The organism is Chryseobacterium sp. FR054, from assembly GCF_056844565.1.
On the sequence record NZ_JBXDSA010000004.1, the window covers coordinates 600,535 to 620,104 of the forward strand.

General features: G+C 39.8%; 12 protein-coding genes. 11 read left to right on the plus strand and 1 reads right to left on the minus strand.

Going from position 1 to position 19,570, the window contains the following annotated elements:
• Positions 1–513 precede the first annotated feature (513 nt).
• Entirely contained in the window at positions 514–2,346 is a 1,833-nt protein-coding gene (locus tag AC106S_RS18970; protein ID WP_482441236.1) for an alkaline phosphatase, read from the minus strand.
• Between the two features lie 414 nt (positions 2,347–2,760).
• Between AC106S_RS18970 and AC106S_RS18975 the strand changes: the two genes are divergently transcribed.
• The 11 genes from AC106S_RS18975 (at position 2,761) to AC106S_RS19025 (ending at position 19,348) form a co-directional block, all read left to right on the plus strand.
• Positions 2,761–3,549: an SDR family oxidoreductase gene (locus AC106S_RS18975; RefSeq protein ID WP_482441237.1), complete on the plus strand. Its 789-nt coding sequence runs from the start codon at positions 2,761–2,763 to the stop codon at positions 3,547–3,549.
• 27 nt (positions 3,550–3,576) lie between these two features.
• Entirely contained in the window at positions 3,577–4,437 is an 861-nt protein-coding gene (locus AC106S_RS18980; RefSeq protein ID WP_482441238.1) for a WG repeat-containing protein, read from the plus strand.
• 10 nt (positions 4,438–4,447) lie between these two features.
• Entirely contained in the window at positions 4,448–6,052 is a 1,605-nt protein-coding gene (locus tag AC106S_RS18985) for a BamA/TamA family outer membrane protein (RefSeq protein ID WP_482441239.1), read from the plus strand.
• A gap of 607 nt (positions 6,053–6,659) precedes the next feature.
• A complete protein-coding gene (locus AC106S_RS18990; RefSeq protein ID WP_482441240.1) occupies positions 6,660–9,806 on the plus strand; it encodes a SusC/RagA family TonB-linked outer membrane protein in 3,147 nt (1,048 codons plus the stop codon).
• Between the two features lie 18 nt (positions 9,807–9,824).
• Positions 9,825–11,363 (plus strand): SusD/RagB family nutrient-binding outer membrane lipoprotein, encoded by a 1,539-nt coding sequence (locus AC106S_RS18995; RefSeq protein WP_482441241.1) that lies wholly within the window; start codon positions 9,825–9,827, stop codon positions 11,361–11,363.
• Between the two features lie 84 nt (positions 11,364–11,447).
• Positions 11,448–13,793 carry a phosphocholine-specific phospholipase C gene (locus AC106S_RS19000; protein WP_482441242.1) on the plus strand — a complete coding sequence of 782 codons (2,346 nt, stop codon included), beginning with the start codon at positions 11,448–11,450 and terminating at the stop codon, positions 13,791–13,793.
• A gap of 220 nt (positions 13,794–14,013) precedes the next feature.
• Positions 14,014–14,592, plus strand: coding sequence for a hypothetical protein (locus AC106S_RS19005; RefSeq protein ID WP_482441243.1), 579 nt, complete (start codon positions 14,014–14,016; stop codon positions 14,590–14,592).
• A gap of 106 nt (positions 14,593–14,698) precedes the next feature.
• On the plus strand, positions 14,699–15,499 hold the full coding sequence (locus tag AC106S_RS19010; protein ID WP_482441244.1) for a WxL protein host-binding domain-containing protein: 801 nt from the start codon (positions 14,699–14,701) through the stop codon (positions 15,497–15,499).
• Between the two features lie 94 nt (positions 15,500–15,593).
• Positions 15,594–18,233: a COG1470 family protein gene (locus AC106S_RS19015; protein WP_482441245.1), complete on the plus strand. Its 2,640-nt coding sequence runs from the start codon at positions 15,594–15,596 to the stop codon at positions 18,231–18,233.
• A gap of 5 nt (positions 18,234–18,238) precedes the next feature.
• Positions 18,239–18,763 carry a hypothetical protein gene (locus AC106S_RS19020; RefSeq protein ID WP_482441246.1) on the plus strand — a complete coding sequence of 175 codons (525 nt, stop codon included), beginning with the start codon at positions 18,239–18,241 and terminating at the stop codon, positions 18,761–18,763.
• A gap of 9 nt (positions 18,764–18,772) precedes the next feature.
• Positions 18,773–19,348, plus strand: a complete 576-nt coding sequence (locus AC106S_RS19025) for a hypothetical protein (RefSeq protein WP_482441247.1) — start codon at positions 18,773–18,775, stop codon at positions 19,346–19,348.
• Positions 19,349–19,570: the final 222 nt, after the last annotated feature.

Genomic DNA, 19,570 nt, shown 5'->3' on the forward strand with positions numbered 1-19,570 from the left:
TGAAAATGTTGATTTCTTTTTGCTCTTTTATACCATTGAAAGAATATTTAAACTATTAGGATTTAACCTCAAAAATTATTTTTTTAATTTTATAATGATACCTGAATTTCTTAACCGAGCTCCCGGATCATTTACCTTAAATACTGAGGTTTACAGTTTATCCACAGACTTATCCACAAAGTTATCCACATTGAAAAACGGGATTTTTATCTATCATAATGCTCAACAATTGCGGAGTACTTCCAGACCACACGGGTATATTTTTAATGTTCATCATTTTTCTTTAAGTTGATCCTTAAATCCAGACTTATCCACAGACTTATCCACAACCGGAATAAGCATGCTGTAAATTGCTGTTTACTGATGACAGGATCAGATAAAAAACAATAAAAACGCCTGTAAATAAGATAAATCGATCATTTTTAAAATGCAAAATTCAATTTTAAAAAGAATCATCTCATTTAGATTTACTCCTTCAATTCATACTTATCCACAATCTTATCCACAGTCCTCTTATTTCCGGGTTCCGCAGGCTTCCAGGATCTTACTGAAGATCTCTGTATTTTCAAACATTCCGGTAAATGCTTTTGAATTGGGTCCATACGCAAACACACTGGAAGGAATTGCCGTATGATCGTTCGTACTGAAGTTTCCAAATACCCAGCCCTCCTGAAGACTTCCGTCAAGAAGAGTTAACCCTCCGGTTTCATGATCTCCGACAACGACAACCAGCGTTTCTTTATTTTCATCGGCAAACTTCATTGCTTTTCCCACCACCTGATCAAAATCCAGTAACTCGGTCACCAGCTGCTCCAGATTATTGCTGTGCCCTCCTCCATCAGTCTGTGAAGTTTCCACCATCATAAAAAAACCTTTTTTATGATCCTTCAGGTCATTCAGAACCAGATCAAATGCGTCTGGCAGCCATTTTCCTCTTCCTTCACTCAGTCTTTTGGAAGCCAGAGGATCTGCAATGATCATTCGGCCGCCGATTTTATTTACCGATTTCAGATCATCATAGATTTCAATGGCGGCGGCTCTGATCTTCTGTCTGTTTTCAGGCGTCAGTCCGCCAGACGGCCCTCCAACTAAAACCTTAGTTTTAGAACTGATAAAATCCGTCATTATACTTCCGGAGTTATTTCTGTTGTCTGAATGGGCATAAAAATCCGCCGGTGTTGCATCTGTTATATCTCCGGTAGAGATAAGCCCCGAGACCATTCCTTTAGCGGCAATAATATCAGGAATCTGAGCAAGAGTTTTCCCCGACGCATCAACTCCCACAAATGTATTTCTGGTCTTCACTCCTGTGGCAAAAGCTGTTGATCCCGGTGCAGAATCGGTGATATAAGCATTGTATGAATTGGTTTTCGACAGCCCTGTTGATTTCATATTGAAAACATTCAGCTTCCCTTTATTCGCGGTAAACGCGGCATAATACTGGGGAAGAGAAGTTCCGTCCGGAATCAGGAGAATAACGTTTTTTACTTTCCTGCTGATCCCGTCAGATTTATAGGAGGGAGTATAAACAGGATAGTCTTTTGTATTTCTGTAAAAATTCTTCGGAACATTATTCAGGAATTTTTTAAGATCGGGAATATGATCCGTATTGATAAAATCCACATTCCGGCTCATGAGATTTACCCAGGCATTCGGAAAGTCCGGAGCACCATAGAAGCGGATCTGCTTCTGCTGACGATGCGCCTTTTCAACAATATTTTTTATTTTTTCTGTGTCTTCATCCCGTGGAATTCCTTTTCCGTTCCACTGCACCAGCTCCTTCAGATCCGCGCTGAATATTCCTACTCTTTTCAGCTGGTCTTCGGTGTAATCTTTATCAGGATCACCATCAAAATAAAGATAATCCGGGTAATTCTTAAAATCTTCAGGCTGCGGTCTTCCTCCGGTAATGACAATCTTAATTCCCGGGCAGCCGGTTATTTCAGGGTATTTTTTTAACCCGGCGGTTAATATTTTCAGAGCTGTTTTGTAATCGTTTTTAACATCGATCAGCAACTGAAGTTTTTTATCAGGCTCAGGATAAATACTGCCTTTATTCTGTCTGATCTGCTTTGAAATATTATTCAGATAAAGGGATTCCAGTGTTCTTTCCTGAGAAAGCTCTTTTTCCGTATGCGCTACCAGAAGCTTTCCTTTTACCGGAAAAACGTCCGCTTCTATTGATCCGAACCCGGCATAATAAGCTTCCCAAAAAGGAATTTCCTGTAAATAATCATTATGAGAATGAGCATTATTTATAGTGTACCGAAGATAGTTTTGTGCCTGATTTTTTGAAAAAACGGCCAGCATCAGGAAAATACCTGTCTTTTTTAGAAACTTTATCATTTGATTGTCATTAAGGATATTATTTTTCAATAAAGCTTTTTAAACTTTTTTATTAAACCACAACAGTCACAAAAGTTTTATTTTAAACACTTTAGTCATTTTTTAAGTTTAAATACTTTGCGCATAAATGTTGTTTCTTTTGACTACGTCGAACCTCCGGTTTGGGGTTAAACTTAAAATGAGTTTAAACAAGTTTAATAACAGAAGGTGCAAAAATAGAACAGCATGCGCACCGTTCAGTTAATCTATTTTTATGTTTTTATTAAAAAATGGTAACAGACGTTACTAAAATTGATGTTTGCATTATAATAAATAGCAGATTCACTTTTCTTTTTTTACATTTGCTGGAAATACGGCTCACAATCAGAAACCGGAAGAAGAATAAAAACAAGTCTAAAATTCATATATCAATACATGACCATCATCATCACAGGAACCTCATCAGGAATAGGTTTCGTACTGGCAGAATATTTTGGTAAAAAAGGCCATAAGGTATACGGCTTAAGCCGAAAGCATACGGAAAGTCAGTATTTCAGGTCTGTTCCCACAGATGTTACCGATAATAATGCCATACAGGATGCTGTTGCAGAAGTTCTGAAAACAGAATCAAGGATTGATGTTCTGATCAATAATGCAGGAATGGGAATGGTAGGAGCCGTGGAAGACTCTACGAAAGAAGATATTCTAAAGCTTTTCAACCTCAATCTTGTGGGCGCCGTTCAGATGATGAGTGCTGTTCTGCCTAAAATGCGGGAGCATCAATCCGGAAAAATCATTAATATTTCAAGCATCGGAAGTGAAATGGGGCTTCCTTTCCGTGGTTTCTATTCTGCTTCAAAATCTGCACTGGACAAAGTAACAGAAGCCATAAGATATGAAGTATATCCCTGGAATATTGATGTATGTTCTCTACATTTGGGAGATATCAAAACCAATATTGCAGAAAACCGGGTGAAAACGAAAGTTTCTGAACCTTATAAAAATATTTTCGACAAGGTATATTCTTTAATGAATGCTCATGTAGGTGAAGGAACAGAACCTCTGGAAGTAGCCGCTTATGTCGAAAACCTGTTAGGAAAAAAGAAATGGAAAGCCCATTATTATTTTGGTAAATTCGGACAGAAAATAGGAGTTCCTTTAAAGTGGATTCTTCCACAGGGAACCTATGAAAATCTGATGAAAAAATATAATAAACTGGATTAATTTCAGTTTAAATATACGGTATCAGCCATGAAGAATATTATTTTTTTACTGTTTTCATCTCTTGTTTTTGGCCAGAACGCCACCTTATTTCCTGCTAAAAAAGGAGATCGGTGGGGTTTTGTTGATCAGAATAATAAACTGGTGATTGCACCTCAATATGATCTTGCTTACCCTTTTAAAGAATATAAAGTATATAATCCCCAGAGTAAGAACTATACTCATGTGATGTCTGCCCATGTCCGCCTCAATAACCAATCTAAATGTATTGCAGAAAACAATACTGAAATAGACTGTAAAAAACTGGAAGATCCTTCAGAGGTGAAGAATGATTTTATGTCTGATACAGAAACAGAAGTAAAAGCAATTGAGAGGAAAGCTGAAAATGAAAAGCAGGAGATCATCAGCCGGCTTCCTAAAGATATTCAGGAGCAATATGAGAGAATTGACGTTTTTGCAAAATCAATACCTCTGTTCCTGGTAAGAAAGAATGGGAAAAGCGGAATCATCAGCAATACAGGAAAATTAATAATCCCTGCTGATTACGATTATATTGAAGGGCACGGCTATGAGACATCACCGGGTAAATTTGAACCCTATATCATCGCCGGATCATATTCCAATACCGGAAAGCATCAGTACTTTACCAAAGACGGGAAATTATTTTTAGACAATTACCAGCGTTATTCTTCAATCCATCAGTTTGGAAAATTAACCATTGTTGCTGATAAAAATGGTAATAAGAAAATATACAACTTACCTGCCCGAAAATACATTAATGATAAAACCTATGATAAATTTTCCTGGTTTACAGATGGAATGATGCTGGTAGAAAGAGATGGAAAAGAGTTCTACATTGATGAATCAGGAAAAGAATATATAGCAAAGTAAAAATTATTATTTGATCCGTTTAATTACCATATTATTTCTGTTATCCTGTACTTTCTTTAAAGCACAGAACAAACAGTACTGGCTTATTGACACGGAAACCAATGTCCGGAAAAAAGTAAAAGATTCCGCATCGGCCGCAAAATTCCTGGATTCCCTTTCACAGAATAATTATTTCTTCACCCAGCTGAGAGAGGTAAAAGTAAAAGGGGACAGCACGGAAATCTTCTTTGATAAAGGAAAAAATTTCAATGAAACCTTTGTGAATCTCTCAGACTCCATTGTTCTGAAACTGAAGCTTCAAAAAGATTTTTTCACTAAAAATTTAGATTCCACCAAAAAGAGCATCAACAAGAAATTTATTGATGAAGGGTATTCTTTCAGCCGGATCAAATCAAAATATAAAGGTCAGAAAAACGGCTATCCGGTGATTGAGCTTGACATCAATAAAAATGATAAACGGACCATTGACGGTTTTGTAGTAAAAGGCTACGAAAGGGTTCCGAAGAGGTTCATGAAAAATCTCGAAAAGGAATTCAAAGGAAAAACATACGATGATAAAAACCTTCTGGCCATCAGCAAAAATTTTCAGAGCCATGCATTTGTAACTCTGGAGCGGCCGCCCCAAACTCTGTTTACCAAAGATTCCACGAGTATTTATCTGTTCATGGAAAAGAAAAAGACCAATACTTTTGACGGGGTAATCGGTTTCGGAAACGATAAAACGGAAAAATTCACCCTGAACGGAACCCTGAATGTGAATTTCAGGAATATGTTCAACGGCTTTGAAACCGTTAACCTTTACTGGCAGAGAAACCCTGATAAAGGGCAGACTTTTGACCTTCAGACCGATATTCCCTACCTTCTTAAATCTAATGTGGGCATGAACCTGAAGGTAAATATCTTCAGACAGGATTCCACTTTTGCCAATGTGAAATTCCTTCCTGCTTTTTATTATAACATCAATAACCGGAATAAGATCGGAATCAGGGGAACCCTGGAAACATCGAGCATTATTGATACCCTGTATGTTCAGGGAAAAGATTACAACAAAAAAGGAATCGGGATCTGGTTTGAAATGACGGAACCTACGGATATTGATCTTTTCCTTTACAAAACAAGGATCAATGCCGGTTATGACTATCTGACCACGACGTACACCAAAGATAATATCAAAGCCAACCAGAACCAGTTCTATTTCTTCGGGGAACACAATTATCATATTTCCGGAAACCACTTCCTCAATATCAGGGCGGAAGGTGCCATGATGGATTCTAAAATAGAGTTTTCTGCCAACGAATTATACCGCTTCGGAGGCTGGAATTCCATGCGGGGTTTCAATGAAAAATCCCTCGCTGCCGATTTCTATTACTATGCAGGACTGGAATACCGGTATCTGATAGGCAGTCAGGCCTTCTTTGACCTCTTCGGACAATACGGCCAGCTTAATAATAAATCGCTCAACGTCAAGCCGAAGCTTTACAGTGTCGGCCTCGGATTTAATTTCTTTATTCCGATCGGGCTGATGAGTTTCCAGCTTTCCAATGGTAATGAATTTGGAAATCCTTTTAAATTCAATGATATAAAGATCCATTGGGGAATCCTGAGCAGATTCTAAAAGGCGGATAATTATTTTAAACACGGTATACACCAAGACTGTTAAGAGCTTGTTTAAATTTCTAAATTTGATTTTTTGTATAACATTCACATCTTTTTTATCTAAACCACATTTTTTGAGTATTTTTTGATTAAAATACAATACACTGATTAGAAACAGCTTAACGCAAATTTTCCATTTTTAAGACTGCTGATTTTAAGGGAGCAAAAGCTGGAATCAACTTCGTTGGTCCGTCGAAGTATATGAATAAGCCAGCGACGAAGCCGCATCACTTTACTCACTTAAAATAAAGCGGAATTATCCATCAACTTTGCGTGGTAATATAAACTCTGCAATACAGGATTGATTAAATTATTGCTTTGTTCAATGTTTATTTTTAGCCACTAATAAAATCATTCGTATATCCATGGTATCAAAAAAAAATTAATGCCAGGATTTCTACCCTGCTATAAATAGTATAATAAAGCAAAATCTGCTATATAAAAGAAAAATTCCGTTTTATCAAAATGTTAATTATATGTGTTAAAAAATATTAAAATCATATTTTTATTTTAATACGGTCGTAAAATTCAGGTAATACTGCCGGGCTAAATTTGCCCTCAAAAAAATGAAGAAGACTCTAGCTTCCTTTGCAGTTTTTTTACTTCCCCTTTATCTTACTGCCCAAGAAATTAACATTTCCGGAAATGTAAAATCCGAGAACGGCTCCGTAATTTCCGGAGTAAGTATTACCGACAAAAACACCGGAAATACAGCAATTACCGATGAAAATGGGAACTTTACCATCTTAGCCAATCCGAAAGATATCCTTGAGTTCTATGCCCCTGATTTTTCACTGTTCACCGTAGAAGTTTCTTCCGGAAGAAAATATTCCGTAGTATTGAAAAAACCACAGGAAAAACAGATTGAAGGAGTGGTAATAACCGCTTTGGGAATCGCCAAAAAGAAAGAAAAAATTGGTTATGCTACCCAGGAAGTCGGGACCAAACAATTTGAAACGATTACTACACCCAGTATAGGAAATTTATTTTCCGGACAGGTTGCCGGACTGAACGTTTCCAATCCCACAGGAATGCAGCAGGCTCCCCAGTTTACCTTAAGGGGAAACTCCAATCTGATTTTTGTTATTGATGGAGTCATCGTAGAAAAAGAGGTTTTTCAGAATTTAGATCCCAATAATATTGAAAATATCAACGTTCTGAAAGGAGCAACTGCCTCCGCATTATACGGCTCCAGAGGAAGATACGGAGCTGTTCTGATCACCACAAAAACAGCCAAAAAGAAAGGTTTTACCATTGATTTTTCACAGAATACCATGATTACGGGAGGTTTCACCAACCTTCCAAAAACACAGACCGAATACGGAAACGGTTCCCACGGAAAATATGAATTCTGGGACGGAGCAGATGGCGGAGTAAATGACGGAGACATGATCTGGGGACCCAAATTTACACCCGGCCTGAAAATTGCCCAATGGAACAGCCCGATCCGGGATAAAGTAACCGGACAGGTCATCCCCTGGTATGGAGCGGTAACCGGAACGCAGTACAACGACAAATCAAGATATGAAAGAGTTCCGATCGACTGGCAGTATCATGATAATTTAAACACATTCCTGAAGCCGGCCGTTATCAATAACAACAGTTTTGCCGTAAGTTACAGAAACAATAAGGATATTTACCGTCTTTCGGGAAATTTCATGAATTATGACGACCGCATTCCGGGTTCTTACCTTCAGCGGTATGGAATCAACTTCTCTTCTGAAAATCATCTGGGTGAAAAGCTGATCTTTGATACCAAATTGAATTTCAACCAGACCTTTACCCCAAATATTCCCAATTACGATTACAACCCAAGCGGGCATATGTATACCATCCTGATCTGGATGGGAGCCGATGTAGACGGAAGAGATCTTAAAAATCATATGTGGATCCCGGGAAAAGAAGGTACAGCACAGGCCAACTGGAATTATGCATGGTACAATAATCCCTGGTTCGGGGCTGAATACTACAAAAATAAAAACAGGACCAACATCATCAATGCGCAGACCGGTCTTGAATATAAAGCCACTCAGGATTTCTCGGTAAAGGGTAAAATATCTATCGTGGAAAACCACAATAAGCAGGAAATATTAAGCCCGTATTCTTATTTCAATTACAGTGCTCCCAGAAGCGGCGGATATATTCTGAATGATTCCAAGACATGGAACCTGAACTACGATGTGCTGGCTACCTATAAAAAGAAAATATCTGACAATTTTGATTTCACGGTGAATGCAGGAGGTTCGGCATTTTACTATAAAAATGATATTGACAATGCATCAACAGACGGGCTGAAAATTCCGGAACGGTATACTCTGGAAAACTCCATCGGAGCTTTAAAATACTATGATTACCTGAAAGAAAAGCTGATTTACAGTGCCTATTCAACGATTGACATCGGATTGTACAATGCCTTCTTTATCAATATTTCAGGGCGTAACGACTGGTCATCTACCCTTCCGAAAGCCAACAGATCCTACTTCTACCCTTCCGCTTCGGTGAGTGCCGTGATCTCCAACCTGATCACAATGCCGAAATCAGTGAACATGCTGAAACTTTCCGCCTCATGGGCAAAGGTAGCCTATGATTTCCAGCCTTATTCAACCAGAAATTATTATCTGAACAATAAAGGAATTACGTTCAACGGCAATCCCACCAACTATTACCCTACCATCCTGAATGTTGAAAATTCTTTGAAACCTGAACAGACCAAATCCTACGAACTGGGATTAAGTGCAGGATTGTTCAACAACAGAATTACATTAGATGCTACGTATTTCAGAACGCTGGATTACAACAATATCCTTGAATTCCCGACAGCACAGTCATCAGGATTTACTTCTCAGTATGTAAACGGGAATGAGTATACAACAAAAGGGTTTGAAATCTCATTAGGGCTGGTTCCTGTAAAAACAGCCAGTTTCACATGGAGATCTTTAATCAACTGGAGTACGTATGAGCAGAAGCTGACTTCTATTTATGACAATATGCCGAACTACAACAACATCAAACTCGGTGAAAGAATGGACAGCTTCTATGATTATACCTGGCAGAAATCGCCGGACGGAAAGGTTATTCTGAATGCTGCCACAGGAATGCCTACAAGAGCCAATACTCCAGGCAATCTGGGCCATTTCAACCCGGACTGGACTTTCGGATTCAACAATACCTTCAAATATAAAAAGCTTTCTTTAAATATAGGGATCGACGGAAGCATCGGCGGAGTGATGAGATCGCAGGTAGTTGAAAAAATGTGGTGGGGCGGGAAACACCCGAACTCTACGGCATACAGGGATCTGGAATATGCCAATCCGGGAACATATTATTTTGTACCGGACGGAGTTAATTACAATGCTGCCACAGGAACATATACCACGCACACCAAACCGATCAGCTTCCAGGACTGGGCACAGAATTATCCATACCAGGCAAGGGTTACAGAAGATGAAAGTAAATTATTTGCCAATGTTTTTGACCGGACCTTCATCAAGCTGAGATCTGTTATTTTAGAATATGATTTCTCTTCCCTTCTTAATCCTAAAGGAATGGTAAAAAATTTAACCGTGAATGTTTCAGCATATAACCTGGCCATGTGGAAAAAGTCTAAAAACCTCTATTCCGATCCGGACTTCCAGCTCAAAACCAAAGACTCCAATGATATACAGGACCCTTCCAGCAGATGGTTCGGAATCGGGTTCAATCTCAAATTCTAATTTAAAAGCATCAGTACAATGAAAAACAATACAATTCTTAATATAAAAGCCAGTATGCCCTACAAAACAGCAGCAAAGCTGAAAAGTGCAGCTGTAAAATCCCTGTTCGCAGCAGGAATCCTGATGATGGCCTCATGTGAAACCAGTCTTGATACCATCAACGAAAATCCTAATGACCAGGCCAGTGTAGACCCGAAAGTTCTTTTAACATACGTATCGATGAACACGTTCCAGGTAAACGGTGAAAATATGTATGCCTCAAGAATGATGATAGGAACCGACGGTGAAAATACCTACCAGTATATGAAATGGAATGAAGCTTCTTTTGAAGTGTACACCAAAGGCCTTCTGAATACGGTAAAAATGATGCAGGAAGCAGAAAAAACCGGCAATAAAAATTATCTTGCCATTGGTAAATTCTACCGGGCCTATCATTTCTTTAATCTGAGTATGAAGCTGGGAAGCATTCCTTATTCTGAAGCGATAAAAGGTGAATCTAAAATTACCCAGCCGAAATATGACAGCCAGGAAGCAGTGATGGCAGGTATCCTTACTGAACTGAAAGAAGCCAACGACCTGATCAATTCCACAGACAAGATTGAAGGGGACATTATTTACAACGGTGACGCTTCCAAATGGAAAAAGCTGATCAATTCATTCCGTCTGAAGATCCTGATCACCATGTCTAAAAAGACTACGCTGGGCAGCTACAATGTTGCCGGAGAATTTGCTTCAATAGCGGCTAATCAGCCCCTGATGACTTCTATCGGAGATAATGGCGAACTGAAATTTGCCGATGCCGCAGACAGCCGGTACACCATGTTCAATAACAGCGGTTACGGATCGAGTTTATATATGGCGGATTATTTCATTAATATGTTTAAAGACCGGCACGATCCAAGACTTTTCACATTCGCGGCACAGACTACCGCAGCTAAGGAAGCCGCAAAACCGGTTACTGATTTTACAGGATATAACGGAGGAAACCCTACTTCTCCTTATTCTGATAATGCAGCACTGATCACCGCGAAAAATATCTCAAAGGTAAATGACCGTTTTTATAAGGATGCTACGAACGAGCCTTCTTCAGTACTGAGCTATTCCGAGCTGGAATTTATTTTAGCGGAAGCAGCAGCCAGAGGATGGATCTCAGGATCTTCAAAAACTCATTATGACAATGCCGTTAAAGCAAGTTTCAGCTTTTACCAGACGTATGTAAAGAACCCTGATCTGTATTTTGCAGGATTTGATGTGAATCTGTATCTGGCCTCACCAATGGTGGTTTATAATGATGCCGATCCTTTGCAAAACCGTATAGAAAAGATCATGATCCAGAAATATATGACCATGTTCCACCAGGCTCAATGGACTTCCTATTACGATTACCTGAGAACAGGTTTCCCGAATTACCCGCTGCAGACAGGGGTTTCGGCTCCATTCAGATTCAGGTATCCGCAATCTGAATATAATTATAACAGCGCTAACCTGAAAGCAGCTCTTAATGCACAGTACGGAGGAAACGACAATATCAATTCCAAACCGTGGTGGCTTCAGTAAACTAAAAACAAATTCATTGTATAAAAATCCGGAAACCGTAAGAAAATCCTGTTAACTTGCGGTTTCTTTCTATTACGACAGATTATGAACAGAAGAGAATTTTTAGAAAAATCAAGTCTATTGCTGGCGGGGCTGGGAACCTCAGGTGTGCTGCACCCTTCCATTTTAAAAGCCCTGACTATTGAGCCTGCCGCTCAGTCTACTTTTTATGATGCGGAACATGTAGTGATCCTGATGCAGGAAAACCGTTCTTTCGATCATGCTTTCGGTGCACTCAGAGGAGTAAGGGGGTTCCTGGACAAAAGAGCTTTTATAAAAGAGGATGGCCATTCTGTATTTTTCCAGAAAGGAAATTCCGGCAAATATGCTTCGCCTGCACGGCTGAATCTCAGAAATACAAAATCTACCTGGATGAGCTCACTGCCTCATTCATGGTCTGACCAGCAAAAAGCCCTGAATAAAGGAAAGTACGACCAGTGGCTTCAGGCAAAAGCTTCGGGCAATAAAGATTATAAAGATATTCCGCTTACCCTGGGATATTACAACCGGGAAGATCTCCCGTTCTATTACCAGCTGGCCGATGCGTTTACGATATTTGACCAATATTTCTGTTCTTCTCTTACAGGGACCACTCCCAACAGGCTTTTCCTTTGGTCCGGAACACTTCGTGAGCAGCCAACCGGTAAAGTAAAAGCGAATGTCTACAATGACAATATTGATTATGATAAAGCCAGACAGGCGCGTTGGAAAAGTTTCCCTGAGATTTTGGAAGATCAGAATGTTTCCTGGAGGATTTATCAGAATGAAATCAGTCTTCCGAAGGGAATGTCCGGTGAAGAAGAGGCCTGGTTAAGTAATTTTACAGATAACCCGATTGAATGGTTTTCAGGTTTCAATGTTAAATTTTCAAAAGGCTATCATCAGCATATTCCTAAAATGATTGACCATCTGAAACAGGAAATTCAGAAGAAACCGGAACAGAAAGAAAGACTGGAAAAGATCATCCGTGAACTGGAAGAAGATCAGATCCGGTATGATCCTAAGAATTATTCAAAACTATCACAGAAGGAAAGGAATCTTCATGAAAAAGCATTTACCACGAACAGCAAAGATCCGGATTACCGGAATCTTGAGATCGGGCAGGATGAGCATGGAGAAAGACTTGTTGTTCCGAAAGGAGATGTCCTGTTCCAGTTCCGGAAAGATGTGGAGGAAAAAAAACTTCCTTTGGTTTCATGGCTGGTTGCTCCTGAACATTTTTCCGACCATCCGGGATCACCGTGGTATGGAGCATGGTATATTTCAGAAGTTCTGAACATCCTTACCAAAGATCCTGAAGTATGGAAAAAAACAATCTTCATCATCAACTATGATGAAAATGACGGCTATTTTGATCATGTGCTTCCTTTTGCACCTCCGTTAAACCCCAATCAGCCTGTTGATATGAACAGTAAAGAAGGGGCTGAATATGTGGACCGTTCCCAGGAGTATATGAAAAGCCTTCCTCTGAAAGATCATGAAAGAATTGAAGGAACCGTAGGCCTGGGATACCGGGTACCTATGATCATCGCTTCTCCGTGGACGAAGGGCGGCTTTGTGAATTCTGAAGTTTCGGACCATACTTCCGTACTTCAGTTCCTTGAAAAATTCATCAGAAAGAAATCAGGGAAAGACGTTACCGTAAGCAATATCAGTGACTGGAGAAGAGCTGTTTGCGGAGATCTTACTTCCGCTTTCAATACAGCCAATACGAATGTTCCCCGGATGGATTATATCGATCAGAAAGATTATGCCAGAACCATTAATGCGGCCAGAAATAAACCTGTTCCCGATCTGAAATGGTATGATGAAAATGAACTTAATGAAAAACTTCTCCATATTCAGGAAAGGGGTGGCAAGCCTTCTAATCCGCTGCCCTATCATTTCCACGTCAACCTCCAAAATAAGAATATTCACATGGAGAATCTGAAAGAAAACGGGGTTCCGCTGATTATTTATGACAGAGCCATGCCGGGCAAAGGAGTTTCTTATTATTCCTATGCCCTGTATTCCAAACAGGAAATGAACCATGAAATACCGGTTCAGCATTATGACTGTGAGGTCTTCGGGCCGAACGGCTTTTTCAGAAAATTCAAAGGCGGTATGATTCAGGAAACAGAAGTGCTTTTTGTAAGCAGGGCTGCCAGTCATAAGGCTGAATTTATTTTCAGACAAAACAAAAAAGGAAATATCAGCTTTGTTCTGGAAGATCTTTACGAAAATAGCCGGAAAAATATTCCGGTGCATCAAACTGAACAAAAAATGACCGTTGATCTGGCCAAAAACAAAGGCTGGTATGATTTTAAAATCACATCTGGGGACTGTATCTGGCATTTTGCGGGAAGAATAGAGAACGGAAAAGTGTCTGTTTCGGATCCACACTGGATATAGGAGTTATTCATTTACCTGTATGGCCTTATACCCTCCGGTGTAAGGCTTTTTTATTATAATGACACTTATAGAAAAAATATCTTTTATTATAGTTAACATATATAATTCACAATATTAATTACATATAATATGAAAATAAACAACAATATTTAAAAAAAAGAAATTTATTTTCATATTTTATCGATTATTATTAAATTCACTTTATTAAATAACCTACACCATGAAAAAATTGAAATTACCTTTTGCAATTGTATTATTTGCTTCAGCATTCTCCGGAAACCTGAGAGCACAGGACACGAATACGGATAATCACACGGTAACGATTTCCATCCCGGAAGTTGCCCTGGTTGATATTGAACCTGCTGCCACGAAAAATATCACACTGGGGTTTACTGCACCCAATGAAGCAGGAAATCCTGTTGTTCCGAGTGCAGCCAATACTACCTTATGGCTTAATTATTCGTCTATAAAATCTGTTGCAGATCCTACCCGTAACGTCAGTGTAAAAATGAATGCAATCATTCCCGGAGTGGACCTTCATGTAACTGCTGCCGCAGCAACGGGTTCCGGAGGCGGTACATTGGGTACTTCTGCAGGGCTGCTGACATTAAGTGCTGCAGACCAGACCATTATTTCCGGTATCGGAAGTGCTTATACCGGTAACGGAACCAATAACGGCCATAATCTTACTTATGCTCTTGCCGCAGGAAGCGGGCCGGGAGGAGTGGCGGCTTATGCAGATTTGCAGGCTACCGCAACAACAGTAGCTACCGTTACCTATACCATATCAGATAACTAGAATTTCAGTATAATTCTCTGTTCTGTATTTCAAAGACATGAAGAAATTGTTATTCAGTTTCTTCCTGCTTTTCTATGATCTATAATTTAACCCTCAACTTTACATAATGATCAAGCGTATTCTTCTTTTAATCACCCTGATTTTGCAGTTCAGCTTCTTACATGCCGGCATTGTGATTCTTAACGGTCTTACGCATTCTTACCAGGTAGAAAACGGAAAAGTTTACAAAGGAAAGGTTGCCATTGAAAACACCGGCACCAGCCCCCAGGCTGTAAAATTATTTTTACAGGACTTTGCCTACCACGCAGACGGAACCATCAATTATACAGCATTACGCACCAATAAACGCAGTAATGGAGAATGGATAAAGCTCAACACCAATCTGATCACGCTGAAGGGCAAAGAAAAGACAGAAGTGCTTTACGAAATTACAGTCCCCAATCAGACCGCAGCTCCCGGAAGCTACTGGAGTGTGATTATTGTAGAGCCCGTGGAAGAAATAAAGCCCAGTGAACACAAAGCAGGGGTAAGCATTACTTCTGTTATACGGTACGCCATCCAGATCATTACAGATTATGAAACCGAAAAGGCAAAACCGAACCTTAAGTTTGAAAGTGTAAAAGTAGAAAAACAGGAAGGGAAGCAAACCCTAAAGGTTGCCATAGCCAATCATGGTAACCTTTACTGTAAACCGACAGCTTCGGTTGAAATCTATAACAGTAAAACCGGCGAAAAGGCAGGAACCTATTCAAGCCTTGTCATGGGGCTGCTTCCCGATACCTCCAAAACATTTTACATCGACATCAGCAAAGTACCCATTGGCCAATATAATGCCACCATAATAGCCACAGACGAAGAAGAGAATGCTTTTGCCCTGAATGTGGAATTAGAAGTAAAAAATGATTAGAACCCGGACAGCATCCATTATTCTTTTATTATTCCCGGTATTTATTTTTTCTCAGCACCAATCCAACCGATTGAGCAGTAAAAGAGATAGCCTTATGCCCGGAATGTCTACTTCTATTCCCTTCACTTTAGAAAATATTTCAGCTGAAAGCAAGGTTTATGATATTTCAGTAACCACTTCCACCCCTAATATCAATCCTATTCTGGAGAAGGGAGAAATTCAAATTCCTTCCCATGAAACCTCAGTATATCTGGTTCCCTTACGGATTGCCGCAGAAACTGCCCAGGGCCTTTACACTGTATCGCTGAATATTACAGACCGTCGCAACGGACTCTCTTTTATAAAGACTTCTCCCATTACTATTTCAGGAAGCAGGAAGCTTTTCCTTTCCTCATTAAATTTCCCTGAATTTATAAGAGCCGGGGAGACTATACGCGCTTCATTTTTATTGAAAAATAACGGGAATGTAACTGAAAACATTATTCTGGAAAGTAAAAATGCTGTTATTGATGATACTTCATCTGTCACTTTAGCTCCCGGTGAATCAAAAGTTATTCATATACACAGGATCACGAGCACGGAACTCAGACAGAATGAAATTCAGAATCTGAATCTTCTTGCCTATTCCCAAGATAATCCCAAAGAAAAACAGGACCTCTATATAAGCACGCAGGTGATATCGATAAGGCCAGCAGATGATGACATTTACCACAGATTTCCTGTCGCGGCATCCTTATCTTTTATCGGTATGCAGAATATGGGGGTTTACCGGGACGGTTTCCAGGGGGAGATATATGGCAGGGGGACACTGGATAAAGAAAATAAAAACCAGATTGAGTTTCGTGCTGTCACACATAATCCGGTAGAATTCAATTCATTTACCCAATATGAAGAATATTTTGTGAATTATAAACGGGACCGTTTTTTTGTTCATCTTGGGGATAAGACCTATTCATCGTCTTATTTAACCGAGTTTGCAAGATACGGGCGCGGGGCGGAAGTCCGGTATGATTTTAACAGGATAAGTATGGGCGGGTTTTACAACCGTCCCAGATTTTTCAAAGAGATTAAAGATGAATTCAATATCTATTCAGCGTTTAAAATCAGGAAAGAATCGGAACTTTCCGTTGGATACCTTTATAAGACTCCGGGGAGCAAAGAAATCGGTTATGCAGATACAGGATTACATGCGGATACCCATCTTCCTTACGTTAAAGGAAAATTCAAAATTTCAAGGAATATAAAACTTTCCGGAGAAGCGGCTTACAGTTCCGCAGAGAAAACAGACGGAACAGCTTATATGCTTCAGGCGGAAGCTATTTTTGAAAAGTTCAACGGAAGTTTAATGTATATCAGAACAAGTCCGGAATTTGCGGGGTATTTTACCAATACCAATACGTTCAATGGCAATATATATTACAATATTACGCAAAAGTTCAGTGTTTTCGCCAATTATATACAGGATGCCAACAAATTTCAACGGGACCATTTATTGCTGGCAGCACCGTACAGAAAATATTTTCAATACGGAATACAGTACAGGTATCTCTCCACAGGCTTCATTACCCTTAATAATGCCTATCAGAAGTATCAGGATCGCCTTGAGCCCAGACAGTTTGATTATTATGAACGGTTCTTCAAACTAAGTATCAGTCAGCAGATCGGAATATTTCAGATCAGCCTCGACGGGCAGCTTGGTAAAACAGATAATTACCTTACAGGATTTAGTGGAAATTCAAGCCTTTACTCGGCCAATATTTCATTTCAGAAATTCAGAACGTCTTTTAATCTGTTCGGAAGCTATACAGTCACCTCGAGGTATCAGCTTCAGAATCAGAAAAATCTTTATTACGGAGCCAGAATATTCAGCCGGTTTTCCGATAAGACCGGCTTAAGCATATTTTATCAGAACAATTATATTCCTGAAGAATATTTTAAAGACAGAAATCTCTTTGAACTGCTGCTTCATCAGCAGCTCTTTCCCGGAAATGAGCTGGATCTTTCGGGAAGATATTCATTACAGAGAGGAGAAATAGGACATAAAGATTTTATATTTTCAATGCGGTATACGTGGCGTCCCAATATTCCGGTTCAGAAAACGGCAGAATACATTTCTTTATCCGGAAATATCAGTAATCTCGGCATAAAAAAGACAGAAGGGATACGGCTGATGCTTGGAAATTATTTATCCGTTACAGATAAAGAAGGGAATTACCTGTTCAGAAATGTAATCCCGGGAAACTATTTCCTGGAAATAGACCGTTCAACCACCGAAATCAATGACATCCCAACACAGGCTTTCCCGGCTGCCCTTTCTCTCAGCAATAAAGAAAATTTTTTCAATTTCGGATTAACATCAGCAGCCGGTGTCCGGGGGAAAATCCAGTTGCAGGAAACAGAAGAAAAAGATAAGACAGATATTGATAAAAAAGGCAAAAGTAAAAGAGAAAGCATTATTGTAGAGGCAAGCAGCAGTGACCAGACTTACCGTAAAATCTGCTTTATAGGAGAAGACTTCGATTTTACCTATCTCAGACCCGGCAACTGGACGGTGAAAGTTTACCGGAACGGTCTTGATAAACGGTACAAGATCTCAAACACCCGGTTTCAGTTTAACATACAGCCTGCGGAGATAAAAAACTTAAACATCAGTATTGTCAAACAGCCGATAGAAATCAAATACCAGCAGGAATCCCTGAAAGTAGGATATAATCAAATAAAAAATAAGAAATGATTCTGATGCGTTCCGTATTATCAACAATAGCTTTTATAATATACGGCAGCCTGTATTCCCAGACTGCCAACCTTACCGTTACAATGACCTTAGCTAAAGTCATGTTAATGGATATAGAACCTTCAGGCAATATAACTTTAAACTTTACAGCTCCTACCGAAGCCGGGAACGCTCTGGCAAATCCGGCACCCAATACTTCAAAGTGGATCAATTATACCTCTGCAATTGCTTCCGGAGGACTTACCAGAAGAATTACAGCCTCTGTGAATAAAATCATTGACGGGGTTAATATAAGGCTGCTGGCCGCTGCTGCTTCCGGAGCGGGAGGAGGAACCCTGGGAACATCCTCGGGGCAGGTGGTTCTATCAACAACTCCTGTTACCATTATCAGCGGCATAGGGGGTGCTTATACAGGCAACGGTCCAAACAACGGTCATGGGCTCACCATTTCGTTAGTTCCCGGGAATTATGCTAATTTACAGGCCCAGGCTAATACAGTCGTTACCATCATCTACACCATCACCGAATAAAATTGAAAAATGAAAACCAATAATCGCTTTATCCGGAAAATATTTATGAAAAAATACCTTTACATTATTCTTTTAATGATAGGAGGTCATATAGAGACTGAAGGACAAACAATAAGTATTGCCGGCACCAGCTGGGCGGTTAGTGTTCCAGCAATTACTGAAGCAGGAACCAATTATACGGGAACTTATGATAATCCAAACTTAATTACCTTATCCGGTGCATTACCGGAATCTTTCCTCAATCTTCTTACAAGCGCCGGTGCCAGGATCAGCATGCACTATGTTCCCACCCTCTGGAACAGCAATCTGCATCTGTATGCAAAGAGAAATGGGGGAACCGCTACCATTAACGGGGTTTGTGTCTTATGTACAGCAACGATCAATGGAGGTAACGTTACTTACGTAGAGATTCCCCAGGCGACGTCGGCCACACTTTCCACAATAACCTTTACCGGTGTATTAGGTGTTGGTAACACTGTAAACTACTCCGGCATCAATGTACAGCTGGAGATAAGAGGCGTTTCCGTAACCATTCCGGCGGCGGCGTATAGCACACAAATAGTTTTTACAATAGGCCCGAATTAGATATTTCATCACAGAAAGATAATGCAGATAATTATACATTAAATTTAAACCTTATTAAACACAAAAGCTTAAATCCATTCTTAAAATCATTTTCCGGAGCTTTATCCCGCTATCCGCTCTTACTCCTCGCGCCCTGCTTTGCCATAGCCAAATCCTTCTTCTTTTCCTTTTATGCTGTGGGGTAACCGCTGCTATCGGGGCTAGGGACAATAGTAATGGGTA

Bases quoted from the DNA above. Each gene is read 5' to 3' on its own strand.
- AC106S_RS19020 (WP_482441246.1), top strand. From the start codon at position 18,239: ATGCGTTCCGTATTATCAACAATAGCTTTTATAATATACGGCAGCCTG.
- AC106S_RS19015 (WP_482441245.1), top strand. From the start codon at position 15,594: ATGCCCGGAATGTCTACTTCTATTCCCTTCACTTTAGAAAATATTTCA.
- AC106S_RS19025 (WP_482441247.1), top strand. From the start codon at position 18,773: ATGAAAACCAATAATCGCTTTATCCGGAAAATATTTATGAAAAAATAC.
- AC106S_RS18995 (WP_482441241.1), top strand. From the start codon at position 9,825: ATGAAAAACAATACAATTCTTAATATAAAAGCCAGTATGCCCTACAAA.
- AC106S_RS19005 (WP_482441243.1), top strand. From the start codon at position 14,014: ATGAAAAAATTGAAATTACCTTTTGCAATTGTATTATTTGCTTCAGCA.
- AC106S_RS19010 (WP_482441244.1), top strand. From the start codon at position 14,699: ATGATCAAGCGTATTCTTCTTTTAATCACCCTGATTTTGCAGTTCAGC.
- AC106S_RS18975 (WP_482441237.1), top strand. From the start codon at position 2,761: ATGACCATCATCATCACAGGAACCTCATCAGGAATAGGTTTCGTACTG.
- AC106S_RS18970 (WP_482441236.1), bottom strand. From the start codon at position 2,346: ATGATAAAGTTTCTAAAAAAGACAGGTATTTTCCTGATGCTGGCCGTT.
- AC106S_RS18980 (WP_482441238.1), top strand. From the start codon at position 3,577: ATGAAGAATATTATTTTTTTACTGTTTTCATCTCTTGTTTTTGGCCAG.
- AC106S_RS19000 (WP_482441242.1), top strand. From the start codon at position 11,448: ATGAACAGAAGAGAATTTTTAGAAAAATCAAGTCTATTGCTGGCGGGG.
- AC106S_RS18990 (WP_482441240.1), top strand. From the start codon at position 6,660: ATGAAGAAGACTCTAGCTTCCTTTGCAGTTTTTTTACTTCCCCTTTAT.